We start from the raw sequence: 22,287 nt of genomic DNA, 5'->3' as shown, positions 1-22,287 counted from the left end.
CCCTCCGGTCTGACTCGTATGTCTTCACTCGGCGGCCTGGCGGGCCATCGGGTTATTCGGATGGGTCGTCCAGTTGGCGTAGTTCGGGTCGACCGGTTTCCCGGTGCGCCGGTCGAGCGTGCCGGCCGCGAGCGGCTCCATGGTGATGCAGTTCTCCACCGGGCAGACATTGACGCAGAGGTTGCAGCCGACGCATTCCTCCTCGATCACCTCGAAATGACGCACGCCATTGACGAATTGGGTGATCGCCTGATGCGAAGTGTCCTCGCAGGCGATATGACAGCGGCCGCATTTGATGCAGGCGTCCTGATCGATCTTCGCCTTGGTGATATAGTTGAGGTTGAGATATTGCCAGTCGGTGACGTTCGGGACGGCACGGCCGCTGATGTCGTCGAGCGACCGATGGCCCTTGGCGTCCATCCAGTCGGAAAGGCCCGTAATCATCTCCTGGACGATCTTGAAGCCATAGGTCATCGCCGCCGTGCAGACCTGCACGTTGCCGGCCCCGAGCACCATGAATTCCGCCGCATCCCGCCAGGTGGTCACGCCGCCAATGCCGGAAATCGGCAGGCCGTGGGTCTCGGGATCACGGGCGATCTCGGCCACCATGTTGAGGGCGATCGGCTTCACCGCCGGGCCGCAATAACCCCCATGGCTGCCGCGGCCGTCGATCGAGGGCTCCGGCGAGAAAGTGTCGAGGTTGACCCCGGTGATCGAGTTGATCGTGTTGATCAGCGATACCGCGTCGGTGCCGCCGGCCTTGGCAGCGCGGGCGGGCTTGCGGATGTCCGTGATGTTCGGCGTCAGCTTGGTGATGACCGGCATGCGCGTATATTGCTTGCACCAGCGCACAACCATCTCGATATATTCCGGCACCTGGCCGACCGCCGAGCCCATACCGCGCTCGGACATGCCGTGCGGACAGCCGAAATTGAGCTCGATGCCGTCGGCGCCGGTCTCCTCGACCAGCGGCAGGATCGCCTTCCAGGCGTTCTCCTCGCAAGGCACCATGATCGAGGCGATCAGGGCACGGTCCGGCCAGTTCATCTTCACCTGCTTCATTTCGCGCAGGTTCACATAGAGATCGCGGTCGGTAATGAGTTCGATATTGTTGAAACCCAGCAGCCGCCGGTCGGCGCCCCAGATCGCGCCGTAGCGCGGGCCGTTGACATTGACAACGGGCGGTCCTTCCTCACCCAGGGTCTTCCAGACGACGCCGCCCCAGCCTGCCTTGAAGGCGCGTTCGACGTTGTAGGCCTTGTCCGTCGGCGGCGCCGAGGCGAGCCAGAACGGGTTCGGGGATTTGATGCCGACAAAATTGTTGCGAAGATCAGCCATTGTTCTCGTCCTCTCGATCCTGTTCTGCTTTTCAAGCAACGGCGCTCGCCAGCGGCTGAGCCGCGGCGAAAGCCCGGTCGATCGATCCGGCGGCATCGCGTCCCATCGCGACGGCGGAAACGGTGAGGTCCTCGCCCCCGAGCACGCAGTCACCACCGGCCCAGACCTTGTCGAGCGAGGTGCGCCCTTCCGCATCGACGACGATGCGCCCGCTTTCCATGCGTAGCGCACCGAGGCCGGAGGCCTCGAAGGTCTGGCCGATGGCCTTGAAGATCTGGTCGGCGGCAATGATTCCGGTCTCGCCGGTCGCCGTCAGCCTACCGTTCTCGAGCGTGGTGTAGTCGAGTTCGATGCCGGCGACCCTGCCGTCCTTGACGGCGATGCGCTTCGGCTGCAGCCAGTGGCGGATGGTGACGCCCTTGGAAGCCGCGAGATCCTGTTCGAATTCCGAGGCGTTCATGTGCTCCTTGCCGCGGCGGTAGCAGATCGTCACTTCCTCGGCGCCGAGCAGCTTCGCCTGGATGGCCGCGTCGATCGCAGTCATGCCGCCGCCAAGAACCACGACGCGCCGGCCGACCGGAATGTCGGCCTTTGTCTTCGACTGGCGAAGTGCGGCAATGAAGTCGACGGCATCCTCGACGCCTTGGGCATTCTCGCCTTCGATCCGCAGTGCATTGACACCGGCAAGACCGAGGCCGAGAAAGACGGCATCGAATTCTTCCGCCAGATCGGCAAGGGAGAAGTCGCGGCCGAGCGCCTTGCCGTGGCTGACCTCGATGCCGCCGACCGAAAGCACGTATTCGACCTCTTTCTGGGCGAAGTCGTCGACCGCCTTATAGGCGGCGATGCCGTATTCGTTGAGGCCGCCGGATTTTTCGCGCGCGTCGTAGATCACCACGTCGTGGCCTTTTACGGCCAGCCGATGCGCGCAGGCGAGCCCCGCCGGCCCGGCGCCGACGACGGCGACCCTGCGGCCGGAACGAGCGGCGCGCGTATAGAATTGCTTGTTCTCCCGCATTGCGATGTCGGTTGCGTAGCGCTGCAGGCGGCCGATTTCGACCGGCCGCTCCTCGGCCGTGTTGCGTACGCAGGCCTCTTCGCAGAGCGTTTCGGTGGGACAGACGCGGGCGCACATGCCACCAAGTATGTTCTGGTCGAAGATCGTTTTCGCCGAGCCGATCGGATTGCCCGTCGCGATCTGGCGAATGAAGAGCGGGATGTCGATGGAGGTGGGACAGGCAGTCATGCAGGGCGCGTCATGACAGAAATAACAGCGGTCCGCGGCGACCAGCGCCTCGTGCCTGTCGAGTGGCGCATGAAGGTCGGAGAAATTGGCTTCGTACTCGGCAAGCGGCAGCCGCCCGCCGAGAATCCCAGATTGCGTCGTTCCCATTTTTGGCTCCCAATGTTTTCTCAGGATGACGGAACGGTAACACGCTTTATTTTTTTATCAAACGGTAAAATTTCCTTCCAACCCGCCGCAAAAGCCTGGAAAAGCGGACCTTGCCGGTGCCAAGGCGCGCCGCATATCGCCCCCCGTTTGACAGCGCATGGAAAATAGTGGCAGCAAATCAAGGGGAAGGGAGGCAATCGATGGCACGCAAGGCGGAAAGCAGCAACAGGCTGGACGATGCAGCCCGCGCAGGCTGGCTCTATTATGTCGCCGGCCGGACGCAGGACGAGATTGCGTCGGTCATGGGAATTTCGCGGCAATCGGCGCAACGTCTCGTGTCGCTTGCCATGGCCGAGCGGCTGATCAAGGTGCGCCTGGACCATCCGATCGCCGCCTGCCTCGAAATGGCGGCGCGTCTCAAGGAGAAATACGACCTCAAGCATGTCGACGTCGTTCCGAGCGACCCCGGTTCCCAATCCACGACCGTCGGCATTGCCGAGGCCGGAGCGGCGGAAATCGAGCGCTGGCTGAAGTCGGCCGAGCCCGTGGTGCTGGCGATCGGCACGGGCCGGACGCTGAAGGCGACCATCGACCAGCTGCCATCGATGGAATGCCCGCAGCACCGTATCGTTTCGCTCACCGGCAATATCCGGCTCGACGGGTCGGCTGCCTATTACAACGTCATCTTCAGCATGGCGGACACGATCAAGGCGCGGCATTTTCCCATGCCCTTGCCGGTTCTCGTCTCCTCGCCGGAAGAGCGCGAAGTCCTGCACAAGCAGAGCCTAGTGCAGATCGCCCTGGAACTCGGCGCCGAGGCCGACGCCGCCTTCGTGGGCGTCGGCGAACTGGGGCCCGACGCGCCGCTTTGCGAAGACGGGTTCCTGGCGCGCGGTGAAATGGCACGGCTGATGGCCGCGGGCGCTGCCGGCGAGATCTGCGGTTGGATGTTCGACCACGAAGGCGTGCTCCTGCCCGACAGCATCAATGAGCGCGTCGCCTCGGTTCCGCTGCCGCCGCGCGACCGCGCCTCGGTCATCGGGATCGCCAAGGGCAGGCGCAAATACGAGGCGCTGCGCGCCGCACTCAAGGGCAGGATCATCAACGGTCTCGTCACCGATGAGGCTACGGCCGACTATCTGCTCCGCGTCTAGATCGCGCGGCCGGCCGCGGGGCCGCGGCATCGGCGTCGTTCTCGTGAAATCCCTGTAAAAAATCCAAAGCTAAAACATCTTCTTAGCTGCTCTGCCGCACCGGAACGACAAATGCGGATTGACATTTCATCTCAATCGGTGAGTAATTGCTCACGAGCAAGGCAAATGCTCAATTTCTTCTGGGAGGAAGTCGATGAATTTGAGAACTTTCCTGCTGGGCACGTGCTCGGCAGTCGCTCTGGCGGGTCTGGCCCAAGCGGAGACGCTGACCATTGCCACCGTGAACAATGGCGACATGATCCGGATGCAGAAGCTGACGGACGATTTCACGTCGAAAAATCCCGACATCCAGCTTGAGTGGGTCACTCTCGAGGAAAACGTGCTGCGCCAGCGGGTCACGACCGACATCGCGACCAAGGGCGGTCAGTACGACATCATGACGATCGGCACGTATGAAGTGCCGATCTGGGCGAAGCAGGGCTGGCTCCTGCCGCTCGACAATCTCGGTCCCGAATACGACGTCGACGACCTTCTGCCGGCGATCCGCAGCGGCCTGACGATCGACGGCAAGCTCTATGCGGCACCGTTCTACGGCGAGAGCTCGATGGTCATGTACCGCAAGGACCTGTTCGAGAAGGCCGGGCTTAGCATGCCCGATGCGCCGACCTGGGATTTCATCGCCGATGCGGCCCGCAAGATCACCGACAAGGATAACGAGATCTACGGCATCTGCCTGCGCGGCAAGGCCGGCTGGGGCGAGAACATGGCTTTCCTGACGGCCACGGCAAACGCCTTCGGCGCCCGCTGGTTCGACGAGAACTGGAAGCCGCAGTTCGACCAGCCGGAGTGGAAGAACACACTCGACTTCTACGTCAAGCTGATGAATGACGCTGGCCCGCCCGGCGCCTCGTCCAACGGCTTCAACGAGAACCTGTCGCTGTTCCAGACCGGCAAGTGCGGCATGTGGATCGACGCGACCGTGGCCGCCTCCTTCGTGACCAATCCGAAGGAGTCGACCGTTGCCGACAAGGTCGGTTTCGCGCTCGCTCCCGACACCGGCCTCGGCAAGCGCGGCAACTGGCTCTGGGCCTGGAACCTCGCCATTCCGGCGGGATCGCAGAAGGCCGAGTCGGCGCAGAAGTTCATCGCCTGGGCCACGGGCAAGGATTATCTGAAGCTCGTTGCCGAAAAGGAAGGCTGGGCGAACGTTCCTCCCGGTACCCGCACCTCCCTCTATGAGAACCCGGAGTACCAGAAGGCGGCCCCCTTCGCGAAGATGACCCTGGACTCGATCAATGCCGCCGACCCGAAGAACCCGGCGGTGAAGCCGGTGCCCTATGTCGGCGTCCAGTTCGTCGCGATCCCGGAATTCCAAGGTCTCGGCACGGCGGTCGGGCAGGTGTTCTCGGCGGCGCTGGCCGGTCAGATGAGCGTGGATCAGGCGCTTGCCAGCGCGCAGCAGCTGTCGACCCGCGAAATGACCAAAGCCGGCTACATCAAGTGAGCTCCCAAGGAGCCGGAGCGTCTGCTGGAAACAGCGAACGCCCCGGCTACCTCCAGAGCGGGACGGGGAAAGGGGCAACCCGCCTTCGATCCGCGTTCCGCTCTGACTTTTCCAATTCATGGCGCGCATTCGGATGGCAATACGCGTGCCGTTTTTGAAGAACCGCGTCGACTTCACACGGGGGACGCCATGGCGACCTTGCACACCCGCTCCGCCGCGCGACTGATGATCGCGCCCTCGGTGCTCCTGCTTCTGGCCTGGATGATCGTGCCGCTGGCCATGACGGTCTATTTCTCGCTGCTGCGCTACAACCTGCTGATGCCGGGGATGGAGGAGTTCGCCGGGCTTACGAACTACACCTATTTCCTCACCGACCCGGCCTTCTTTCAGGCGATATTCAACACGCTCGCCATCGTTCTCGGCGTGCTCTTCATCACCGTGGTCGGCGGCATCGGGCTGGCGCTTCTTCTCGACCAGCCGATGTTCGGGCAGGGGATCGTGCGCATCCTGGTGATCGCGCCCTTCCTCATCATGCCGACGGTGGCGGCGCTGGTCTGGAAGAACATGTTCATGAATCCCGTGAACGGACTTTTCGCCTGGCTCGCCAAGCTGCTCGGATTGCAGCCGTTCGACTTTCTCGCCAACGCGCCGCTTCTCTCGATCATTCTGATCGTCGCCTGGCAGTGGCTGCCTTTCGCCACGCTCATCCTGCTGACGGCGCTGCAGTCGCTCGACGAGGAGCAGAAGGAAGCCGCACAGATGGACGGCGCAGGCGCGGTAAGCCGCTTCATCTATCTCGTCCTGCCGCATCTCTCGCGTGCGATCACGGTGGTCATCCTGATCCAGACGATCTTCCTGCTGTCGGTCTTCGCCGAGATCCTCGTCACCACCAATGGCGGTCCGGGTACGCAGAGCACGAACCTCACATTCCTCGTCTACGCCCAAGCCCTTCTGCAGTTCGATGTGGGCGGCGCCTCGGCGGGCGGGATCATCGCGGTCATCCTCGCCAATATCGTCGCATTCTTCCTGATGCGCATGATCGGCAAGACGCTGGAGGCTTGAGACCATGGCACGCAATGTCTCTACCGGGCGCAAGCTCATCACGACCGTGGTGGCCTGGACGATCGGAATCCTGATCTTCTTTCCGATCCTCTGGACCTTCCTGACGAGCTTCAAGACGGAAGCCCAGGCGATCGCCTCTCCGCCGGTCTTCCTCTTCTTCGACTGGACGACAGAAAACTATTCCGAGGTGCAGAGCCGGTCGGATTACCTGAAGCACTTCATGAATTCGGTGGTCGTTTCCTTCGGCTCGACCCTGCTCGGCCTGTTGATCGCGATCCCGTCAGCCTGGGCGATGGCGTTCTCGCCGACGAAGCGCACCAAGGACGTGCTGATGTGGATGCTTTCCACCAAGATGATGCCGCCGGTCGGCGTGCTGGTGCCGATGTATCTGATATTCCGCAACTGGGGACTGCTCGACACGCGCACAGGGCTCGTGATCGTGCTGACGCTGATCAACCTGCCGATCATCATCTGGATGCTCTACACCTATTTCAAGGAGATCCCCGGCGAGATCCTCGAAGCGGCGCGCATGGACGGCGCCTCGCTCTCCAAGGAAATCATCTATGTGCTGACGCCGATGGCGATCCCCGGCATCGCCTCGACGCTGCTGCTCAACATCATCCTTGCCTGGAACGAAGCGTTCTGGACCTTGAACCTGAGCGCCGCAAAGGCCGCGCCGCTCACCGCGTTCATCGCCTCCTATTCGAGCCCGGAGGGCCTCTTCTACGCCAAGCTGTCGGCGGCCTCGACGATGGCGATCGCCCCTATCCTCATCCTCGGCTGGTTCTCGCAAAAACAGCTCGTGCGCGGCCTCACTTTCGGCGCAGTCAAATAAGGGCGACGCGGTTCAAACAAGGGTAAAACCATGGGAAGCATCACTCTCAAGAACGTATCGAAGGTCTTCGGCGCCCACGCCGTCATTCCCTCGATAGACCTCGATATCACCGACGGCGAGTTCGTCGTCTTCGTCGGCCCCTCGGGTTGCGGCAAGTCGACGCTTCTGAGGCTGATCGCCGGACTGGAGGACGTCAGCGACGGCGAGATCGTCATCGACGGCCGCAACGCCACCGAGCTGCCGCCGGCAAAGCGCGGCCTTTCGATGGTGTTCCAGTCCTACGCTCTCTATCCGCATATGAGCGTGCGCTCCAACATCGCCTTTCCGCTGAAGATGGCGGGCGAGGACAAGGCCACGATCGACAAGAAGGTCGAGGACGCGGCGCGCGTCCTCAACCTCACCGACTATCTCGACCGCAAGCCCCGCCAGCTTTCCGGCGGCCAGCGCCAGCGCGTCGCGATCGGCCGGGCCATCGTCCGCCAGCCGGAAGCCTTCCTTTTCGACGAGCCGCTGTCGAATCTCGACGCCGCGCTGCGGGTCAACATGCGACTGGAGATCAGCCAGCTTCACCAGCAACTGAAGACGACCATGGTCTACGTGACGCACGACCAGGTGGAGGCCATGACCATGGCCGACAAGATCGTCGTGCTCAACCGCGGCCGCATCGAGCAGGTGGGCTCGCCCCTCGACCTCTACCGCAGGCCGGACAATCTATTCGTCGCCGGTTTCATCGGGTCGCCGAAGATGAACTTCGTCACCGGTGCGCCTGCCGCGGCCCATCAGGCCCACACGATCGGCATCCGCCCGGAGCATATTGCCCTTTCGAAGGATCAGGGCACGTGGCGGGGCACGGTGGGAGTGGCCGAGCATCTCGGCTCGGACACCTTCCTGCACGTGCATGCAGACGGCATCGGTACTTTGACGGCGCGCGTCGGCGGCGACTTCGCGGTGACCCATGGCGATCAGGTCTATCTGACGCCGGATCCCGAGCGCCTTCACAGGTTCGATGAAAAGGGAATGGCAATTCGATGAAACGTCTTGAAGGAAAGAGCGCGTTGGTCACCGGATCGGCGCGGGGTATCGGCCGCGCTTTCGCCGAAGCCTATGTGCGCGAGGGCGCCACGGTCGCCATCGCCGACATCGATATCGAGCGGGCGAGACGGACGGCGGCGGAGATCGGGTCCGTGGCCTATGCGGTCGAGATGGATGTGACCCGGCAGGACTCCATCGACGACGCGATCGCCGCGACCGTCGAACATGCCGGCGGGCTCGACATCCTCGTCAACAATGCCGCGCTCTTCGACCTCGCGCCGATCGTCGAGATCACCCGCGAGAGCTACGAAAAACTGTTTGCGATCAACGTCGCCGGCACGCTCTTCACCTTGCAGGCGGCCGCCAGGCAGATGATCGCGCAAGGCAGGGGCGGCAAGATCATCAACATGGCGAGCCAGGCGGGCAGGCGTGGGGAAGCTCTGGTGGCGATCTATTGCGCCACCAAGGCTGCGGTCATCAGCCTCACCCAGTCGGCCGGTCTCGATCTCATCAAACACCGCATCAACGTCAACGCCATCGCTCCCGGCGTCGTCGACGGTGAGCACTGGGAGGGCGTCGACGCGCTTTTCGCCAAATACGAGAACCGTCCGCGCGGCGAGAAAAAACGGTTGGTCGGGGAGGCCGTTCCGTTCGGGCGCATGGGCACCGCAGAGGACCTGACCGGCATGGCGATCTTCCTCGCCTCGGCGGAAAGCGACTACATCGTCTCGCAGACCTATAACGTCGATGGCGGCAACTGGATGAGCTGAGGCTCGTTCGCGAAAGGATTGAAAGGATGGCGACCAAACTCTCCCTTGCCACGCTCGACGCGGTCAAAGCCAGAGCCGGCGTCCCGAACTACGGCCGGCATGACCTTCGGGCCGGCATCGTGCATTTCGGCGTCGGCAATTTCCACCGCGCGCATCAGGCGGTCTACCTCGATGACCTTTTCAACCTGGGACGCGATCGCGATTGGGCGATTATCGGCGCGGGTGTCCTGCCATCGGACAAGGTCATGCGCGACAAGCTCGAAGCGCAGGATTTCCTGACGACGGTGGTCGAGCAGGACAACAACCGCACGGGCGCGCATGTCACGGGCGCCATGATCGCCTATCTCGAGCCTGGCGACACGCCCGCGATCGTGGCGCAGCTCGCAAGCCCGCTCATCCGCATCGTTTCCCTGACGATCACCGAAGGCGGCTATTTCATCGATCCGGCATCCGGCGTCTTCGACCCGGCGCATCCGGCGATCGTCGAGGATGCGCGCGATCCGACGGCTCCAAAAACCGTCTTCGGCCTGATCCTGGCGGGGCTCGCCGAACGCCGCGCCAAGGGCATTCCGCCGTTCACGATCATGTCCTGCGACAATATTCCTGGAAACGGAGAGGTCACCCACGCTGCCGTTTCCGGTCTGGCGCGCCTTTCCAATCCGGGCTTTGCGGACTGGATCGATGCCAATGTCGCCTTTCCGAACGGCATGGTCGACCGCATCACGCCGGCGACCGGTGCCCGCGAGATCGGCATTGTCGCCTCGCAATACGGAATCGACGATGCCTGGCCGGTCTTTTGCGAGGAATTCAAGCAATGGGTGCTGGAGGACCGTTTCCCGCAAGGCCGCCCGGCGCTCGAAGAGGTGGGCGTGCAGTTCGTGCCGGACGTCGCGCCATACGAGCATATGAAGATCCGTATCCTCAACGGCGGCCATGCGGCGATCGCCTATCCGGCGGCACTGCTCGACATCCATTTCGTTCATGAGGCGATGGAGGAGCCGTTGATCCGCGCCTTCCTGTCAAAGCTGGAGCACGACGAGATCATCCCGGTGATACCGCCGGTTCCGGACACGGATCTGAAGGATTATTACAAGCTCATCGAGACGCGTTTCTCCAATCCGAAGATCGGCGACACGGTCGCGCGGCTGGCGCAGGACGGCTCCAACCGACAGCCGAAATTCATCCTGCCGTCGACGGCCGACCGCCTGCGCCGCGGCGAAGACGTCGTCGGGTTGTCGCTCGTTTCGGCGCTGTGGTGCCGCTATTTCGCCGGCAAGTCGGACAGCGGCAAGGAGATCGTTTTCAACGATGCCAATGCCGACCGGCTGCATGCCGCCGCGGTTGCAGCGAAGGACGATCCGATGGCGTTCCTTGCGCTTTCCGACATCTTCGGCGATGTCGCGCAATCCGATCTCTTCCGCCGCCGTTTCGCTCACGCGTTGAAAGTGCTTTGGGAAAAGGGTACGCGTGCCACGCTCCAGCTTTATCTGGACGGAAACCTCGGGGAATGACGATGGTGGGGCACGCCTCCAGGCTGGTGATTTTCGATTGTGACGGCGTATTGGTGGACAGCGAACCGATTTCGCTCGGGGTCCTCGTCGACGCGCTCGCGGCTGCCGGCGTTTCGATGACGACCGAGGAGGCGAGCGAGCGCTTCCTCGGCCGCAGCTTGAAGACGATGTCGACGATCCTGCACGAAGAACACGGACTTGCGACCGACGAGGTTTTTCTCGAAGGCATGCGGACACGGCTCTATGCACGATTTCGCGAGGAACTGAGGCCAATCGCCGGCATACGCGAGGCGGTGGAAGGGCTGGGCACCGCCCATTGCGTGGCTTCGTCGAGCCAGCCGGAGCGCATCCGCCTCTCGCTGGCCGTGACGGGGCTCATCGATCTCTTCGAGCCGAACATCTTCAGCGCCAGCATGGTGGCGCGCGGCAAGCCGGCGCCTGACCTTTTCCTGCATGCAAGCGCTAAGATGGGCTATCACCCGTCCGATTGCATCGTCATCGAAGACAGCCCGGCCGGCATCGAGGCGGCAAAGTCCGCCGGCATGCGCGTCTTCGCCTTCGCGGGGGGCAGCCACGCACGAAACGACCGCCACCGGCGGACGCTCGCCAGCCTCGAACCCGACGTGCTGTTTGACGACATGGGCGAATTGATACAGTTTGTCCGTCAATAGGGAGAGCAGGACGGGGCGGTTTTGCTGCCGCGTCGTCCCGCTCGGCGAACATCCATCATTTTTTCGGGACGGGGGCATCCATTGATGCGCGAATATGTCGTGGCGGTCGATATTGGAACCGGCAGCGCCCGTGCCGGCGTCTTCGACCGGCAAGGTAGGCTCCTGGCGCGGGCCGATCGGACGATTGCGATGAACCGTCCGGAGGAAAACCACGCCGAACACGATTCCGAGGACATCTGGGCTGCGGTCTGCGGGGCGGTCGGATCGGCGCGCGAGAAGGCGGCTGTGCCGGCGGAAAGCATTGCGGCGATCGGCTTCGACGCCACCTGTTCGCTCGTCGTGCGCGATCGCGACGGCCTCCCGCTCTCGGTCAATCGTCAGGGGGAGGCACGCTGGGACACCATCGTCTGGCTGGACCACCGGGCGTTGGCGGAAGCCGATTTCTGTACGGCGACGAAACATCCCGTTCTCGATCATTCGGGGCGGGTGATGTCGCCCGAGATGGAAATGCCGAAGCTGATGTGGCTGAAGCGCAACCTCCCGCAGCAATGGGAACGGGCGGGGTATTTCTTCGACCTCGCGGATTACATGTCCTGGCGGGCGACCGGAAGTCCGGCCCGCTCGCGCTGTACGCTGACGGCAAAATGGAACTATCTCGCCCACGAGAAACGCGGGTGGCAGCAGGACTATCTGGACCAGATCGGTCTTGAGGACCTCCTGGAACGTGGTGGCTTGCCCGAGGAGACGCTGCCGGTGGAGCGAGCCGTCGGGCGTCTGAGCGCGAGCGCGGCGGAGGAGCTCGGGCTCGACACCGCATGCCAGGTCGCGCCGGGGCTGATCGATGCCTATGCCGGGGCGCTCGGCGTGCTCGGCGGCTTCGCGGACGCGCCGGCGAAGCTGGAGCGCCAGCTGGCACTGATCGGCGGAACCTCGAGCTGCATTGTTGCCTTTTCCAAGGACATGAAGCCGGGTTTCGGCATGTGGGGGCCTTATTTCGAAGCGGTCTTGCCCGGGCTCTGGCTCATCGAGGGCGGTCAGTCGGCGACCGGAGCGCTGCTCGATCATATCGTGCGGCTGCACGGAGGCGGACTGCCGCCGACGACCGAAACCCATGCGAGGATCATCGAGCGGGTGCAGGAAATGCGCGCGCTTCATGGCGCGGACTTTGCCCAGCGCCTTCACGTGCTTCCGGATTTCCACGGCAACCGGTCGCCGCTTGCCGATCCGCATGCGCTCGGCGTCATCAGCGGACTGCCGCTCGACTCCTCCTTCGATGCGCTGTGCCGGCTCTATTGGCGGACCTGCGTCGCGATAGCGCTCGGGATTCGCCACATCCTGGAGATGATGAAGGAAGCGGGCTACGAACTCGACACGCTGCACGTGACCGGCGGGCATGTGCGCAACCCCCTGCTAATGGAGCTTTATTGCGACGTCACCGGCTGCCGGGTCGTCGCACCGCAGGCGCCCGACGCCGTTCTCCTCGGCACGGCAATGACGGCGGCCGTCGCGGGCGAGCTCTATCCGGACCTCGCCAGCGCCGGACCGGCGATGTCGTCGGCTGGAACGGAACGGCTCCCCGACCCGGCGCTGCGCCGCATCTACGACCGGGATTATCGGCGCTTCCTCGCGCTCTATCGGCATCGCGAGGAGCTGGAGTCGATGGAGTGAATCGACATGCGAGGGGTGCAGATTTTCATCTGCAGATCTTGCCGATTATCCGCGGAACCTTTTTTCGCCTCGTGCATTATGGCGATAACCGGACGGTGACGCACATCGCCCCCAATGTGACGTCGGAGGCATACCGCCGGTTGCCAACTCACATCCCCCCTCAGTGAGTTGCCAAAGCTCAGCCAGTGCCCTTCCCTCGGCACTGGCTGTTTTGCTTCGGGGCATCGGGCGATGCGACCGAGTTCCTGATGCGGGCGTTTGCGATGGTGATCATCTTAGGCGAGGCGTTCCTGTGCTTGTCCCAGGAAGCCAGTCAGCCCAAGTCTTCGGCTGAAAGAAAGTTCCGCGCCGCAGACGCGGCGCGCTCATCCGGTGACGAGGGATGAGGGCCCCCGACACTGTAAAAACAATGCCGCCGGGGCCCCTGTGGTGAGGGAAATCTCGACTCAGGCCGCAGCCTTCGTCGTCTCGTTGAAGAACAGCGCCTGGCTGATCAGGGCCTTCACCATTTCCGGATTGAAAGGCTTGGTAACGAGGAACGTGGGTTCGGGACGTTCACCGGTCAGGAGACGCTCCGGGAAGGCGGTGATGAAAATCACCGGAACGGCAGCCGTCTTCAGAATTTCGTTGACGGCATCGATTCCCGAGCTGCCGTCGGCGAGCTGGATGTCTGCGAGCACCATGTTCGGCTTCGTCGTCTCATAGAGGGCGATCGCTTCGTCCTTGGTGCGTGCAATCCCGGTCACGCTGTGGCCGAGGCTTTCGACCATTTGCTCGATGTCAATCGCGATCAGCGGCTCGTCCTCGATGATCATGATCTCGGTTGCAACCTGACGGGAAATTTCCTGGGATGCGCGGTCGAGAAGTGCGGCCAGCTTGGCGGCGTCTACATCCAGTACTTCGGCGGCTTCCTGTGGGGTAAAGGCTTCGACCGATACGAGCAGGAACGCCTGGCGTGCGAGCGGCGAGACGGCCGCGAGGTTGACGGATGCGCGCTGTTCCCAGGCAAAGGGCGACACCGGCTCCGGCACGAGGACGGAAGACGATCCGAACATGGATGTGAAAAGACGGAACAACGCTACCCTGTCGCTGCTTGCTTCCGGAAAGATCGACGTATCCGCGATAAGTGCCTCAAGCACGGCCGCGACATAGGCATCTCCAGAGGTCTGCGACCCGGTCAGGGCACGCGAATAGCGGCGCAGATAAGGAAGAAATGGAGCAATACGGGTGGACAATGTCATTCAGGGACTCCCTCAATCCATGGGCGTAATATCGTTGCGAAAACGTTTCGCCGAAAAAATGGTTCCGCTTCGGAACATTTCATTTTTCCGCTGCGTTATGGAGCAGGCGAACTTTCAAGGGCGAAATTGCAACAATGAGATATACGACAGGGGCAGGGCGGATGAGCGGTAAAAGTCCGTCCTCCGACGATCCGAATGCGCAGATTGCGGTGAAGCTGAAGGCCCTCTATCAGTCGGTGCAGGAGGAAGCGATACCGGCACGCTTTCTCGATCTACTGGAAAAGCTGGAAGCTGCGGAACAGCAATCGGCTCTGCAGGGCAAGGAGTAAGCGCCGGATGTCATCCGAAAATCAAGAGTTCAAGCGTGAGATGCTTGCCGCGCTGCCGAGCCTGCGCGCCTTCGCGATGTCACTGATCGGGCGACATGACCGGGCCGACGATCTCGTGCAGGACACGATCATGAAGGCCTGGGCCAAGCAGGATCATTTCGAGATCGGTACCAATATGAAGGCCTGGCTTTTCACGATCCTGCGCAACGAGCTTTACAGTCAGATGCGCAAGCGTGGGCGCGAGGTGCAGGACAGCGACGGCCATTTGACGGAGACGCTCGCCCATCACCCGGAACAATACGGCTCGCTCGATCTGCAGGATTTCCGCCGGGCGCTCGAACAGTTGCCGCCCGATCAACGCGAAGCGATCATCCTTGTGGGGGCCTCCGGCTTTTCCTACGAGGAGGCCGCCACGATTTGCGGCTGTGCGCTCGGAACGATCAAGAGCCGTGTCAACAGAGCGCGTCAACGGCTGCAGGAAATTCTCCAGGTTAGGGGAGAAAACGACTACGGGCCCGACGAGACCTCCGCACCCATCACCTCGCGTGCCTTCGTTTCCTGATGCGATCCCGCAGCGTCCTGTCGGCCGCGCGAAGTCGCTGTAGCACCTCGATCTGCTGCATGTTTTGTCCTTGAATCGATAACGGTTCAAGGACATATGCATAGACCGGTGCCGGATTGAAGTTCGTGCGGCGCTCGAAAGAGGGCATTCGGAGGGCTGCGTTCGACCGAGGGAGCGTGGTCGCCATATTGCTCCAATTTGCTGTATGTTTTCCTCCCTAGACCGGCTCCGGTCGAAGGCAACATTCAGCGGAGCTGAAATTCAGGTGCCTGCGCGAGTTTGGAGTTCAGGCCGAATGCGTGAAAAGACAGAGGCGATGCTTCCAGCGGTAGCGCAGGTGCTCGACGCGCCGGAGCGGCTCGGCGTCCTTCAGGCCGCCGTGCCGGACATGTCGATTCCCGACGAGGATTTCGACGGGCTGGCGCGGCTTGCCGCGAGCCTTTTCGACGCGCCTATCGCTCTCGTCAGCCTGGTCGACCGCGAGTGGCAATGGTTCAAGGCGTGCATAGGCACGGCTGAAACACGGTCGCACGTTCGCGAGTCCTTCTGCGTCCATACGATTGCGGCAGGCGACGGCGGCCCCTTCCTCGTGCTTGATGCCTCCCGTCATCCGGCGTTCCGCCACCGCCGGGCGGTCGCCAGCCCGCCATTCCTGCGCTTTTATGCGGGCGCGCCGATTGTTCTGGACGGTCAGGCGATCGGAACCGTCGCGGTTCTCGATGTCGAGCCCCGGTCCGAGGTCTCGGCCAAACGGCAAAGCGAGCTGCAGCGCATCGCAGGTGTCGCCGCCTCGCTGTTCAAGCTGAAGGACGAGACGCGCCGGCGTGCGCTCAAGGAGGCCGCGCTTTCCCGCGAGGAGCAGCGGCTCGCCATGGCGCTCGACGCGGCCAATGTCGGCAGCTGGCTCTGGGACATTCGCGCCGGCACGGTTTCAGGCAATGGCGCGATGATGCGCATGTTCGGTCTTCCGCCGGAGCGCACCGTCGGCGCCAAGGCGATCTTTTCCGCCATTCATCCCGAGGATCGGATCCCGACCTTCTCGAAGCTCCGTCAGGCGATGGCTGCCAACGAGGAATATGACGGCATGTTTCGCATCGGCACGAACGGGCGATGGCTTCTGGGCCGCGGCCGCGTGCACGACCGCGACAGCAAGGGCGCGCCCCTGAGCTTTCTCGGCATGACGATCGACGTCTCGGACCAGCAGGCGTCGGTGAACCGTACGCGGCTGTTGCTGAAAGAGCTGAACCATCGGGTCAAGAACACGCTTGCAATGCTCCAGTCGCTCGCCCGCCAGACGCTCCGGCAAACGAGTGACCCGGCCGAGTTCATGACCGCCTTTGCCGGCCGCCTTCAGGCGATTTCCGAAGCGCACGGGCTCCTTTCCGACTACGAATGGGGCACGATCCACCTGTCGGAACTGATTTCGAAACAGTTGCTGCCCTATGTCAGCGATTATTCCCAACAGGTCGAGCTGCACAAGGACGAGATCCTGCTGGGTCCCGATCAGGCCGTTGGGCTTGGACTGGTGCTGCACGAATTGGCGACCAATGCGGTAAAATACGGCGCGCTCTCGGTCCCGACGGGGAAAATCGTGCTGACGGCGCGCCGCGTGGTCGAGGACGGCGAGACCGTCCTGCATCTGACCTGGACCGAAGTGGGCGGACCGCCTATTCGCGAGCCGCGTCGCCGCGGTTTCGGCTCGATCCTGATCGAGCGCAGCCTGGACAAGATCATCGGGAGCTCGGTGAAAGTGGAATATCTGCCTGCGGGGGTCACGGCATTGATCCGACTGCCGCTTTGAGTGCAGTCTGACGGACCGCGCCTCGGCGCACGGAAAAGGCCCCGCCGGCGCCTTTTCCGTGCGATATCAACTATCGATCGTCGCTGCGTTTGCGGCCCCGGCTCAGTCCGAGCAGCGCCGCAACGGCAATCCCGGTCGCGGCCCCCAGAAGCGGCTGTTTGCGCAGGATGCTTGTCACCGCAACGAGTGCAAGATTCGTCCGCATCGCCGAGCGGCGGCGGCGTTCGTCGGCAAGCCGGCGGTCGCGGGCGTTCAGCCCGGCCATGACGCCGATGACCACCAGCGCGGTCACGATCAGGGCGACGGTGACCGTCAGCGCTGCGGCGACCGGCGAATAGCGCGCCGAGAGAAGCAGGGCGATTGCTATCAGGGCGAAGACGTAGGCGCTGCCGAGAAGCACGGCGATGATGGCCCAGAGGACCACATTGCGCTTATAGCGCGACGCCGCAGCGGCGGCGTCGAACGCAAGCAGGGCCGACAGGACAGTTCCGAGTGTCCCCATAAGGTAGCTCCCCTTCATACTCGGTCAACGCGACGCCTGACAGGTCCTCATCGACGCAGCAAAGCGGCTGCGATGAGGCCGATAACGGCTGCGGTGCCGAGCGTCGCAAGAGGATGCTCGCGTATCGTTCGACGAACCTCCCTTTCCGTATCCGCATAGCGGCCGCGCAAGTCGGAAAGCATCTGCTCGCCGCTCTCCAACAAGGCGTGCAGATCGGTTTCGGCCTGGTCACGGGCGCCGCGCGCTTTGGCCTTTGCATCACGCGAAGCCGCAGCCCCGCGGTCGGCAATCAGCGTCATGAGCTGCGCGATGTCTTCGCGTATTTCGTTGAGCTGATCCTCCATCGACGGGTCGATCGCGCTACCGTTGCGCTTGCGGCTGCCCGAGCCCGAGAACATGCCTGTCGCCATTGTCTTTTCCCTCGCTGCTGTGCCGGCGCGAAAACGGCCGGCATGTGGTCGGTTCATGCGAATCGGCCGGCGAAGGCACGCTTCCCGGCTCTTTGTGCGCCCGATAGGACACGCGGCACTCCAAGCGGGCGCGGTCTACACGCCGGCATTGTAGATCAACGCATGAGGGAGGAATTTGTTTCGGTAATCCTGACGTTGCCGCTGTGAGCCCGGCTTCACATCGTGGCGGACTGCGGCAATACGAACGGGATATCCTGTGCCGGAGCGACGCTCACCCGCATTCGGCAGCCGAAGACCGCTTCCATGGTCTCGTCGGTCAGCACGTCTTTCGGCGCTCCGCGCGCCCGGATGCGGCCGGCTTTCATCATCACGATCTGATCGGCAAACATCGATGTAAGGTTGAGATCGTGCATGACTGCGACGACACCGCCGCCGTCGGCACAGAATTGGCGCGCAAGCCGCATGATCGTGAGCTGGTGGCGGATGTCGAGGCTCGATACCGGCTCATCGAGCAGGAGATAGCGCGGTTCGCCGTCTGCGACCGGCGCCGAGATCTGGCAGAGGACGCGTGCGAGCTGGACCCGCTGCTGTTCGCCGCCCGAAAGTTCCTGGTAGAAGCGGCCGGAGAAGCCGGCGAGATCGACGGCCTCCAGAGCTTCATCGGCTGTCCGGTCGCCGGCGGCCGATTTGCCGGTTCCGTTTGCCTCGAGGCCGAGGCGAACGATTTCCCTGACGGTGAAGGGAAAGGAGATGACCGTCGATTGCGGCAACACGCCGCGCTTCAGTGCGAGCTCCCATGGTTTCAGGCTTGCGATGTCGCGACCGTTGATGGTGACCTTACCGGCCGAAGGCGTGAGCTCGCCCGAGATCGCCTTCAAGGTCGTGGTCTTGCCCGATCCGTTCGGGCCGACGATTGCAGTCATCGCACCGGGAGCGGCGTCGAGGGAGATGCCGTGCAGCACCTGTCTTCCGGCAAGGCGGACGGAAATGTCGGATGCTCTGATCATGTTCACAATCAAAGTCCCAAGTTCGACCGGCCCCTGAGCAGGACCCAGAGAAAGAAGGGCGCACCAACGAAGGCGGTGATGATGCCGATCGGCAGTTCGGCCGGCGACACGATGGTGCGGGCCAGCATGTCGGCGAAGATCAGCAGCGTGCCGCCAAGGAGGGCGGAGGCGGGCAGCAGGTAGCGGTGATCCGGGCCTATGATCAGCCGCAGGAGATGCGGAACGACGATGCCGACGAATCCGATGCCGCCGCTGACGGCCACCGACGCGCCGGTGGCGCCGGCGACGCTGAAGATAGCGATGTTTTTCAACCGCTGAACCGGGACGCCCATGTGATAGGCGGCGGCTTCGCCGAGCGTGATGGCGTTGAGCCCGCGCGCCAGGAAGGGGACGACTGCAAGTGACAGGAGGATGATCGGTCCGGCGGCGGCGATCTTGGTCCAGTTGGCGCCGGCGAGCGATCCGAGGCCCCAGAAAGTGAGATCGCGAAGTTGTTTGTCGTCCGCGATGAAGACGAGTACGCCCGTCACTGCACCGGCAAGCGCGCCCAGCGCAATGCCCGCCAGCAGCATCGTCGCGACCGAGGTCTGGCCGCCGCGGGTAGCGATCCGGTAGAGCAGCAGCGTGGTGGCGAGGCCGCCGAGAAAGGCGCCGAAGGGGAGGGCATAGAAGCCGAAGACCGCGAACAGCGGGCCAAAGGCAACGTCACCGAGCACGATCAGCAGCACCGCGCCGAGGCTTGCGCCGGAGGAAACTCCGACAAGGCCGGGATCGGCCAACGGATTGCGGAAGAGGCCCTGCATCACGACGCCGGAAACGGCAAGCGACGCGCCGACGAGCATGCCGAGCACGGCACGCGGCAGACGGATATCGAGGATGATGATTCGGTCGCGGGCGCTCATGGCCTGATCGGCCTCGCCGAAAAACCACCGAAGGATATTGCCGAGCGAAGCGTCGGCCGCGCCGGTGGTGATGGAGGTCATGAACGTCACGGCCGCCAGTATCGCTAGAACGAGGATCAGGCCACGCGCCAGGCCCGCCCGGTCTCCGTTGCGCCAGTCGCGGACGATCCGGGCGGCAAGTGCCGGCCTGCGCATCGTGCCTTCCATGGCCTCACTGCGAGGCATTGGTCTTCTTTCCGTAAATTGCGGCGTTGAGTTCGCGGATAGCGCTTGCCGTGCGAGGACCGAAGCCGAGCAGATGCAGCCCGTCCATGCGGATCAGCGCCTTGGTCTTTGCCGCCGGGGTGAGGCTGAGGGCCGGAAGCGCGAAGAGTTCGTCGGGGCCTGCAGCATGGTTATCGCCGCGGTTCATCATCAGGACCACATCGGGCTTGGCCTCGATGATCGCCTCCTCCGTCAATGCCTTGTAACCGGGCGAGGTGCCGACGGCGTTGACCGCGCCGGCAAGCTCGATGATGCCGGCGGCGGCGGTGCCGGTACCGGAGGCGAGGATTCTGCCGCCCTGGGTGCTCAGAACGAAGAGGACACGCTTGCGCTCGGCTTGCGGGCGAGCGGCACTGTCGGCCACGGCGGCGGCGAGATCTCTCTCCACGGATTGCGCGAGCGTTTCGGCCTTTTCCTTCACGCCGAGGAAAGCTCCGACCGCGCGGATCTTGTTGACGATGCCGTCCTTGTCATAGGTCTCGGGGATGCTGGTGAAGGGAATGTTCGCCTCTTGGAGCACGGCGAGCGTTTCCGGCGGGCCGCTGCCCTCGACGGCCACGATTGCCGTCGGGTTGACGGCAAGAACGCCTTCGGGCGCCAATCGCCGCATGTAGCCGACATCCGGCAGCTTGGTCGCCCCCTCCGGGTAAATGCTGGTGGAATCGCGGCCGACGAGGCGGTTCTCCTCGCCGAGCGCATAGATGATTTCGGTGATCGCGCCGCCCACCGAGACGACGCGGGAGGTGTCCGGCTGCTCGAGCACCTCGGCCATCGCCGGGCGCAGGAACGGAGGAGTTCCCGGCGCAAGCAGGGGCAGAACGAAAGGCGCCGACAGCGCGAAGGCCGCGAGGGCCATTTCCCAACGCCGAAGACGGCGGATACCGAAGCCGTTCATCATCACTTCCTTTGATCTGTGCGTGTCGTCCCAAATCGCCGCCCGGTTGGGCGGCGCCATCAGGCCGCGACGACGGCTTCCAGGCGGGGCAGCGCCTCGACCAGGCTGCGCCATTCGGCCCTCTCCGAGGAACCTTCCTTCCGCTTTCCGAAAAACTGGATGATCATCTCGCCCTTGGCGTCGAGCGCTTCGAGGGAGGTCACGTGTCCGTCGGCGGTCGGCTTACGCACGGCCCAGAGTTCGGCGATGTGATCGGTGCGCAGATGCAGATGGAAGGTTTCGTCCATCACGTTCAGCCACGGCCCCATGGTACCGATCTTGACGACCGGACCGGAATGAATCTGGATGACGCCGCGGTTGCCGACGAAGCACATGATCGGCAGGGCCGTCTCTGCAGCATTGCGCATCATCATCTCGATGCAGGCCGTGTCGAGCCGCCAGGCAAAGTCGTCGCCGATCGCGTGCAGCGCCCGGCGCCGTCCGATATTGAGCTTGCGCAACATGCCGGGGAACTGATGCGTGTCCGTGAGCTTCGACCAGCGGTCGCGCAGCTCCGCCGTATCGACTGCAGCATCAGCCGAATCGTCGTCCGTGGGCGCGCCGGGATCGGCGATGAAGTCCTGCGACTGATCGTCCAGGCGAAGGTCTTCGACGATCGTCTCATAGGCGGCCAGGTTCGAGAGAGGACGCAGGTGAACCTTGTGGACGGCATTGCCCCACTTGTCGAAGAACTGCAGGCTGCGGCGAACCTCCCCTGTCGCATCCGTCTTGGTCACGGCGAAACCATGTGCCCAGGCGCCGGGAAAGATACGCAGGTCGATTTCGGGACCAAGCACCAGAGCCGCGCCGTGCCCTTGCTTGATGTTCTCGTAGACGCCGACCTTTTCGTGGACGGCGCTTTCGTTGCGGGTAAGCGCAAGGACTTCGCCTAGCTCCTCGACGCGCTCGAGGAAGCGGCTGGCGCTGCAGTCGATCCGGACGGCGGTGAGGCCGCATTCGGCAGCGACGAGCGCTGCCTCGGAAATGCCGAGCTTCGCGGCGATGTCGCGTTCGCGCAGCTTCGGATTCTCGGTGCGATAGGCCCGGATATCGGATGGGGTGGGGTGAGCGCTCTCAGTCATCGTCATCTCGCTACTTGTTCAAAATCAGCTTGCCCTGGCGGGTGATCTTCATCCGGTAGATCGCCCCGTCGTGGGAAATGAGAATCTCGTTGTGGCCGCGGAATAGGTCGTGGCTCTCCACGATCGGTTGCGGCCGGTTAAGCGGCGTCCCGGTCTGCGGGGATCGTGGATTATCGTTGTCGTTCGGTGTCACGGTTTTGCCGGTTCGCGAGTAGGAGACGAGACGAGTGCGTCATCCATTGATCCCGCCCATTCCAGTTAGTATCTTGACTTCACTACTCATATTTCATTAAGGACGCAATACCGGAATGTTGC

Annotated in this window: 22 protein-coding genes; 12 read left to right on the top strand and 10 right to left on the bottom strand. The window is 63.2% G+C overall.

The window, feature by feature from the left end:
* Positions 1 to 24: 24 nt before the first annotated feature.
* Together preA and ACTJKL_RS02640 are read right to left on the bottom strand one after the other, a co-directional pair.
* The gene (preA, locus tag ACTJKL_RS02645) at positions 25 to 1,338 is read right to left on the bottom strand and encodes an NAD-dependent dihydropyrimidine dehydrogenase subunit PreA (protein WP_440852096.1); all 1,314 of its coding nucleotides are present in this window, start codon (positions 1,336 to 1,338) and stop codon (positions 25 to 27) included.
* A gap of 31 nt (positions 1,339 to 1,369) precedes the next feature.
* On the bottom strand, positions 1,370 to 2,731 hold the full coding sequence (locus ACTJKL_RS02640; protein ID WP_440852095.1) for an NAD(P)-dependent oxidoreductase: 1,362 nt from the start codon (positions 2,729 to 2,731) through the stop codon (positions 1,370 to 1,372).
* Between the two features lie 200 nt (positions 2,732 to 2,931).
* On the opposite strand from ACTJKL_RS02640, the gene ACTJKL_RS02635 reads away from it, so the two are divergent.
* The 9 genes from ACTJKL_RS02635 to ACTJKL_RS02595 all read left to right on the top strand — a co-directional run bounded on the left by ACTJKL_RS02635 (position 2,932) and on the right by ACTJKL_RS02595 (position 12,938).
* Entirely contained in the window at positions 2,932 to 3,885 is a 954-nt protein-coding gene (locus ACTJKL_RS02635) for a sugar-binding transcriptional regulator (protein ID WP_440852094.1), read from the top strand.
* Between the two features lie 193 nt (positions 3,886 to 4,078).
* Positions 4,079 to 5,389: an ABC transporter substrate-binding protein gene (locus tag ACTJKL_RS02630; RefSeq protein WP_018095730.1), complete on the top strand. Its 1,311-nt coding sequence runs from the start codon at positions 4,079 to 4,081 to the stop codon at positions 5,387 to 5,389.
* A 189-nt stretch (positions 5,390 to 5,578) separates the two neighbouring features.
* On the top strand, positions 5,579 to 6,451 hold the full coding sequence (locus ACTJKL_RS02625; RefSeq protein WP_018095729.1) for a carbohydrate ABC transporter permease: 873 nt from the start codon (positions 5,579 to 5,581) through the stop codon (positions 6,449 to 6,451).
* A gap of 4 nt (positions 6,452 to 6,455) precedes the next feature.
* Positions 6,456 to 7,286: a carbohydrate ABC transporter permease gene (locus ACTJKL_RS02620; RefSeq protein WP_018095728.1), complete on the top strand. Its 831-nt coding sequence runs from the start codon at positions 6,456 to 6,458 to the stop codon at positions 7,284 to 7,286.
* Between the two features lie 30 nt (positions 7,287 to 7,316).
* Positions 7,317 to 8,318 (top strand): ABC transporter ATP-binding protein, encoded by a 1,002-nt coding sequence (locus tag ACTJKL_RS02615; RefSeq protein ID WP_018095727.1) that lies wholly within the window; start codon positions 7,317 to 7,319, stop codon positions 8,316 to 8,318.
* Positions 8,315 to 9,088, top strand: a complete 774-nt coding sequence (locus ACTJKL_RS02610; protein WP_440852093.1) for an L-iditol 2-dehydrogenase — start codon at positions 8,315 to 8,317, stop codon at positions 9,086 to 9,088. The genes ACTJKL_RS02615 and ACTJKL_RS02610 overlap by 4 nt, the downstream gene beginning before the upstream one ends.
* A 26-nt stretch (positions 9,089 to 9,114) precedes the next feature.
* The gene (locus ACTJKL_RS02605) at positions 9,115 to 10,599 is read left to right on the top strand and encodes a mannitol dehydrogenase family protein (RefSeq protein ID WP_440852092.1); all 1,485 of its coding nucleotides are present in this window, start codon (positions 9,115 to 9,117) and stop codon (positions 10,597 to 10,599) included.
* Positions 10,596 to 11,270, top strand: coding sequence for an HAD family hydrolase (locus ACTJKL_RS02600; RefSeq protein WP_198516699.1), 675 nt, complete (start codon positions 10,596 to 10,598; stop codon positions 11,268 to 11,270). Before ACTJKL_RS02605 ends, ACTJKL_RS02600 begins: the two co-directional genes overlap by 4 nt.
* A gap of 84 nt (positions 11,271 to 11,354) precedes the next feature.
* Positions 11,355 to 12,938 (top strand): FGGY-family carbohydrate kinase, encoded by a 1,584-nt coding sequence (locus tag ACTJKL_RS02595; RefSeq protein ID WP_100671883.1) that lies wholly within the window; start codon positions 11,355 to 11,357, stop codon positions 12,936 to 12,938.
* Between the two features lie 446 nt (positions 12,939 to 13,384).
* Here the strand turns inward: ACTJKL_RS02595 and rsiB1 are convergent, their stop codons facing one another.
* Positions 13,385 to 14,179 carry a PhyR-type response regulator RsiB1 gene (gene rsiB1 / locus ACTJKL_RS02590; protein ID WP_003525566.1) on the bottom strand — a complete coding sequence of 265 codons (795 nt, stop codon included), beginning with the start codon at positions 14,177 to 14,179 and terminating at the stop codon, positions 13,385 to 13,387.
* Positions 14,180 to 14,340: 161 nt separating this feature from the next.
* Here rsiB1 and rsiA1 point away from each other — a divergent pair, with 161 nt between their 5' ends.
* The 3 genes from rsiA1 to ACTJKL_RS02575 all read left to right on the top strand — a co-directional run bounded on the left by rsiA1 (position 14,341) and on the right by ACTJKL_RS02575 (position 16,871).
* Entirely contained in the window at positions 14,341 to 14,508 is a 168-nt protein-coding gene (rsiA1, locus tag ACTJKL_RS02585) for an anti-sigma factor RsiA1 (RefSeq protein ID WP_018095722.1), read from the top strand.
* A gap of 7 nt (positions 14,509 to 14,515) precedes the next feature.
* A complete protein-coding gene (locus tag ACTJKL_RS02580; RefSeq protein WP_003525557.1) occupies positions 14,516 to 15,070 on the top strand; it encodes an RNA polymerase sigma factor in 555 nt (184 codons plus the stop codon).
* Positions 15,071 to 15,365: 295 nt separating this feature from the next.
* On the top strand, positions 15,366 to 16,871 hold the full coding sequence (locus ACTJKL_RS02575) for a sensor histidine kinase (RefSeq protein WP_324762163.1): 1,506 nt from the start codon (positions 15,366 to 15,368) through the stop codon (positions 16,869 to 16,871).
* Between the two features lie 70 nt (positions 16,872 to 16,941).
* On the opposite strand, the gene ACTJKL_RS02570 is transcribed toward ACTJKL_RS02575, so the two are convergent.
* The 7 genes from ACTJKL_RS02570 to hemP form a co-directional block, all read right to left on the bottom strand.
* A complete protein-coding gene (locus tag ACTJKL_RS02570) occupies positions 16,942 to 17,373 on the bottom strand; it encodes a hypothetical protein (RefSeq protein WP_440852091.1) in 432 nt (143 codons plus the stop codon).
* Positions 17,374 to 17,420: 47 nt separating this feature from the next.
* Positions 17,421 to 17,783, bottom strand: a complete 363-nt coding sequence (locus ACTJKL_RS02565; RefSeq protein WP_324762161.1) for an ElaB/YgaM/YqjD family protein — start codon at positions 17,781 to 17,783, stop codon at positions 17,421 to 17,423.
* Between the two features lie 215 nt (positions 17,784 to 17,998).
* Entirely contained in the window at positions 17,999 to 18,790 is a 792-nt protein-coding gene (locus ACTJKL_RS02560; RefSeq protein ID WP_100671988.1) for a heme ABC transporter ATP-binding protein, read from the bottom strand.
* Positions 18,791 to 18,798: 8 nt separating this feature from the next.
* Positions 18,799 to 19,917: a FecCD family ABC transporter permease gene (locus ACTJKL_RS02555; RefSeq protein ID WP_198516698.1), complete on the bottom strand. Its 1,119-nt coding sequence runs from the start codon at positions 19,915 to 19,917 to the stop codon at positions 18,799 to 18,801.
* Entirely contained in the window at positions 19,904 to 20,854 is a 951-nt protein-coding gene (locus ACTJKL_RS02550) for a heme/hemin ABC transporter substrate-binding protein (protein WP_100671987.1), read from the bottom strand. Before ACTJKL_RS02550 ends, ACTJKL_RS02555 begins: the two co-directional genes overlap by 14 nt.
* 56 nt (positions 20,855 to 20,910) lie before the next feature.
* The gene (locus ACTJKL_RS02545) at positions 20,911 to 21,972 is read right to left on the bottom strand and encodes a hemin-degrading factor (RefSeq protein WP_237674187.1); all 1,062 of its coding nucleotides are present in this window, start codon (positions 21,970 to 21,972) and stop codon (positions 20,911 to 20,913) included.
* Positions 21,973 to 21,982: 10 nt separating this feature from the next.
* Positions 21,983 to 22,165 (bottom strand): hemin uptake protein HemP, encoded by a 183-nt coding sequence (gene hemP, locus ACTJKL_RS02540; protein WP_100671877.1) that lies wholly within the window; start codon positions 22,163 to 22,165, stop codon positions 21,983 to 21,985.
* Positions 22,166 to 22,287 lie beyond the last annotated feature (122 nt).

This window comes from Sinorhizobium sp. 22678 (assembly GCF_052044265.1).
Taxonomy (GTDB): Bacteria; Pseudomonadota; Alphaproteobacteria; order Rhizobiales; family Rhizobiaceae; genus Sinorhizobium; species Sinorhizobium meliloti_A.
Note: the sequence above shows the minus strand (reverse complement) of the source record. Positions and strands in the feature narration are given on the sequence as shown.

Coding starts and splice junctions, on each gene's coding strand:
- ACTJKL_RS02640 (WP_440852095.1), bottom strand. CDS start 2,731: ATGGGAACGACGCAATCTGGGATTCTCGGCGGGCGGCTGCCGCTTGCC.
- ACTJKL_RS02600 (WP_198516699.1), top strand. CDS start 10,596: ATGACGATGGTGGGGCACGCCTCCAGGCTGGTGATTTTCGATTGTGAC.
- ACTJKL_RS02565 (WP_324762161.1), bottom strand. CDS start 17,783: ATGGCGACAGGCATGTTCTCGGGCTCGGGCAGCCGCAAGCGCAACGGT.
- ACTJKL_RS02570 (WP_440852091.1), bottom strand. CDS start 17,373: ATGGGGACACTCGGAACTGTCCTGTCGGCCCTGCTTGCGTTCGACGCC.
- ACTJKL_RS02625 (WP_018095729.1), top strand. CDS start 5,579: ATGGCGACCTTGCACACCCGCTCCGCCGCGCGACTGATGATCGCGCCC.
- ACTJKL_RS02595 (WP_100671883.1), top strand. CDS start 11,355: ATGCGCGAATATGTCGTGGCGGTCGATATTGGAACCGGCAGCGCCCGT.
- ACTJKL_RS02580 (WP_003525557.1), top strand. CDS start 14,516: ATGTCATCCGAAAATCAAGAGTTCAAGCGTGAGATGCTTGCCGCGCTG.
- ACTJKL_RS02555 (WP_198516698.1), bottom strand. CDS start 19,917: ATGCCTCGCAGTGAGGCCATGGAAGGCACGATGCGCAGGCCGGCACTT.
- rsiA1 (WP_018095722.1), top strand. CDS start 14,341: ATGAGCGGTAAAAGTCCGTCCTCCGACGATCCGAATGCGCAGATTGCG.
- ACTJKL_RS02605 (WP_440852092.1), top strand. CDS start 9,115: ATGGCGACCAAACTCTCCCTTGCCACGCTCGACGCGGTCAAAGCCAGA.
- ACTJKL_RS02615 (WP_018095727.1), top strand. CDS start 7,317: ATGGGAAGCATCACTCTCAAGAACGTATCGAAGGTCTTCGGCGCCCAC.
- ACTJKL_RS02620 (WP_018095728.1), top strand. CDS start 6,456: ATGGCACGCAATGTCTCTACCGGGCGCAAGCTCATCACGACCGTGGTG.
- rsiB1 (WP_003525566.1), bottom strand. CDS start 14,179: ATGACATTGTCCACCCGTATTGCTCCATTTCTTCCTTATCTGCGCCGC.
- ACTJKL_RS02630 (WP_018095730.1), top strand. CDS start 4,079: ATGAATTTGAGAACTTTCCTGCTGGGCACGTGCTCGGCAGTCGCTCTG.
- ACTJKL_RS02560 (WP_100671988.1), bottom strand. CDS start 18,790: ATGATCAGAGCATCCGACATTTCCGTCCGCCTTGCCGGAAGACAGGTG.
- ACTJKL_RS02610 (WP_440852093.1), top strand. CDS start 8,315: ATGAAACGTCTTGAAGGAAAGAGCGCGTTGGTCACCGGATCGGCGCGG.
- preA (WP_440852096.1), bottom strand. CDS start 1,338: ATGGCTGATCTTCGCAACAATTTTGTCGGCATCAAATCCCCGAACCCG.
- ACTJKL_RS02635 (WP_440852094.1), top strand. CDS start 2,932: ATGGCACGCAAGGCGGAAAGCAGCAACAGGCTGGACGATGCAGCCCGC.
- ACTJKL_RS02545 (WP_237674187.1), bottom strand. CDS start 21,972: ATGACTGAGAGCGCTCACCCCACCCCATCCGATATCCGGGCCTATCGC.
- ACTJKL_RS02550 (WP_100671987.1), bottom strand. CDS start 20,854: ATGATGAACGGCTTCGGTATCCGCCGTCTTCGGCGTTGGGAAATGGCC.
- ACTJKL_RS02575 (WP_324762163.1), top strand. CDS start 15,366: ATGCGTGAAAAGACAGAGGCGATGCTTCCAGCGGTAGCGCAGGTGCTC.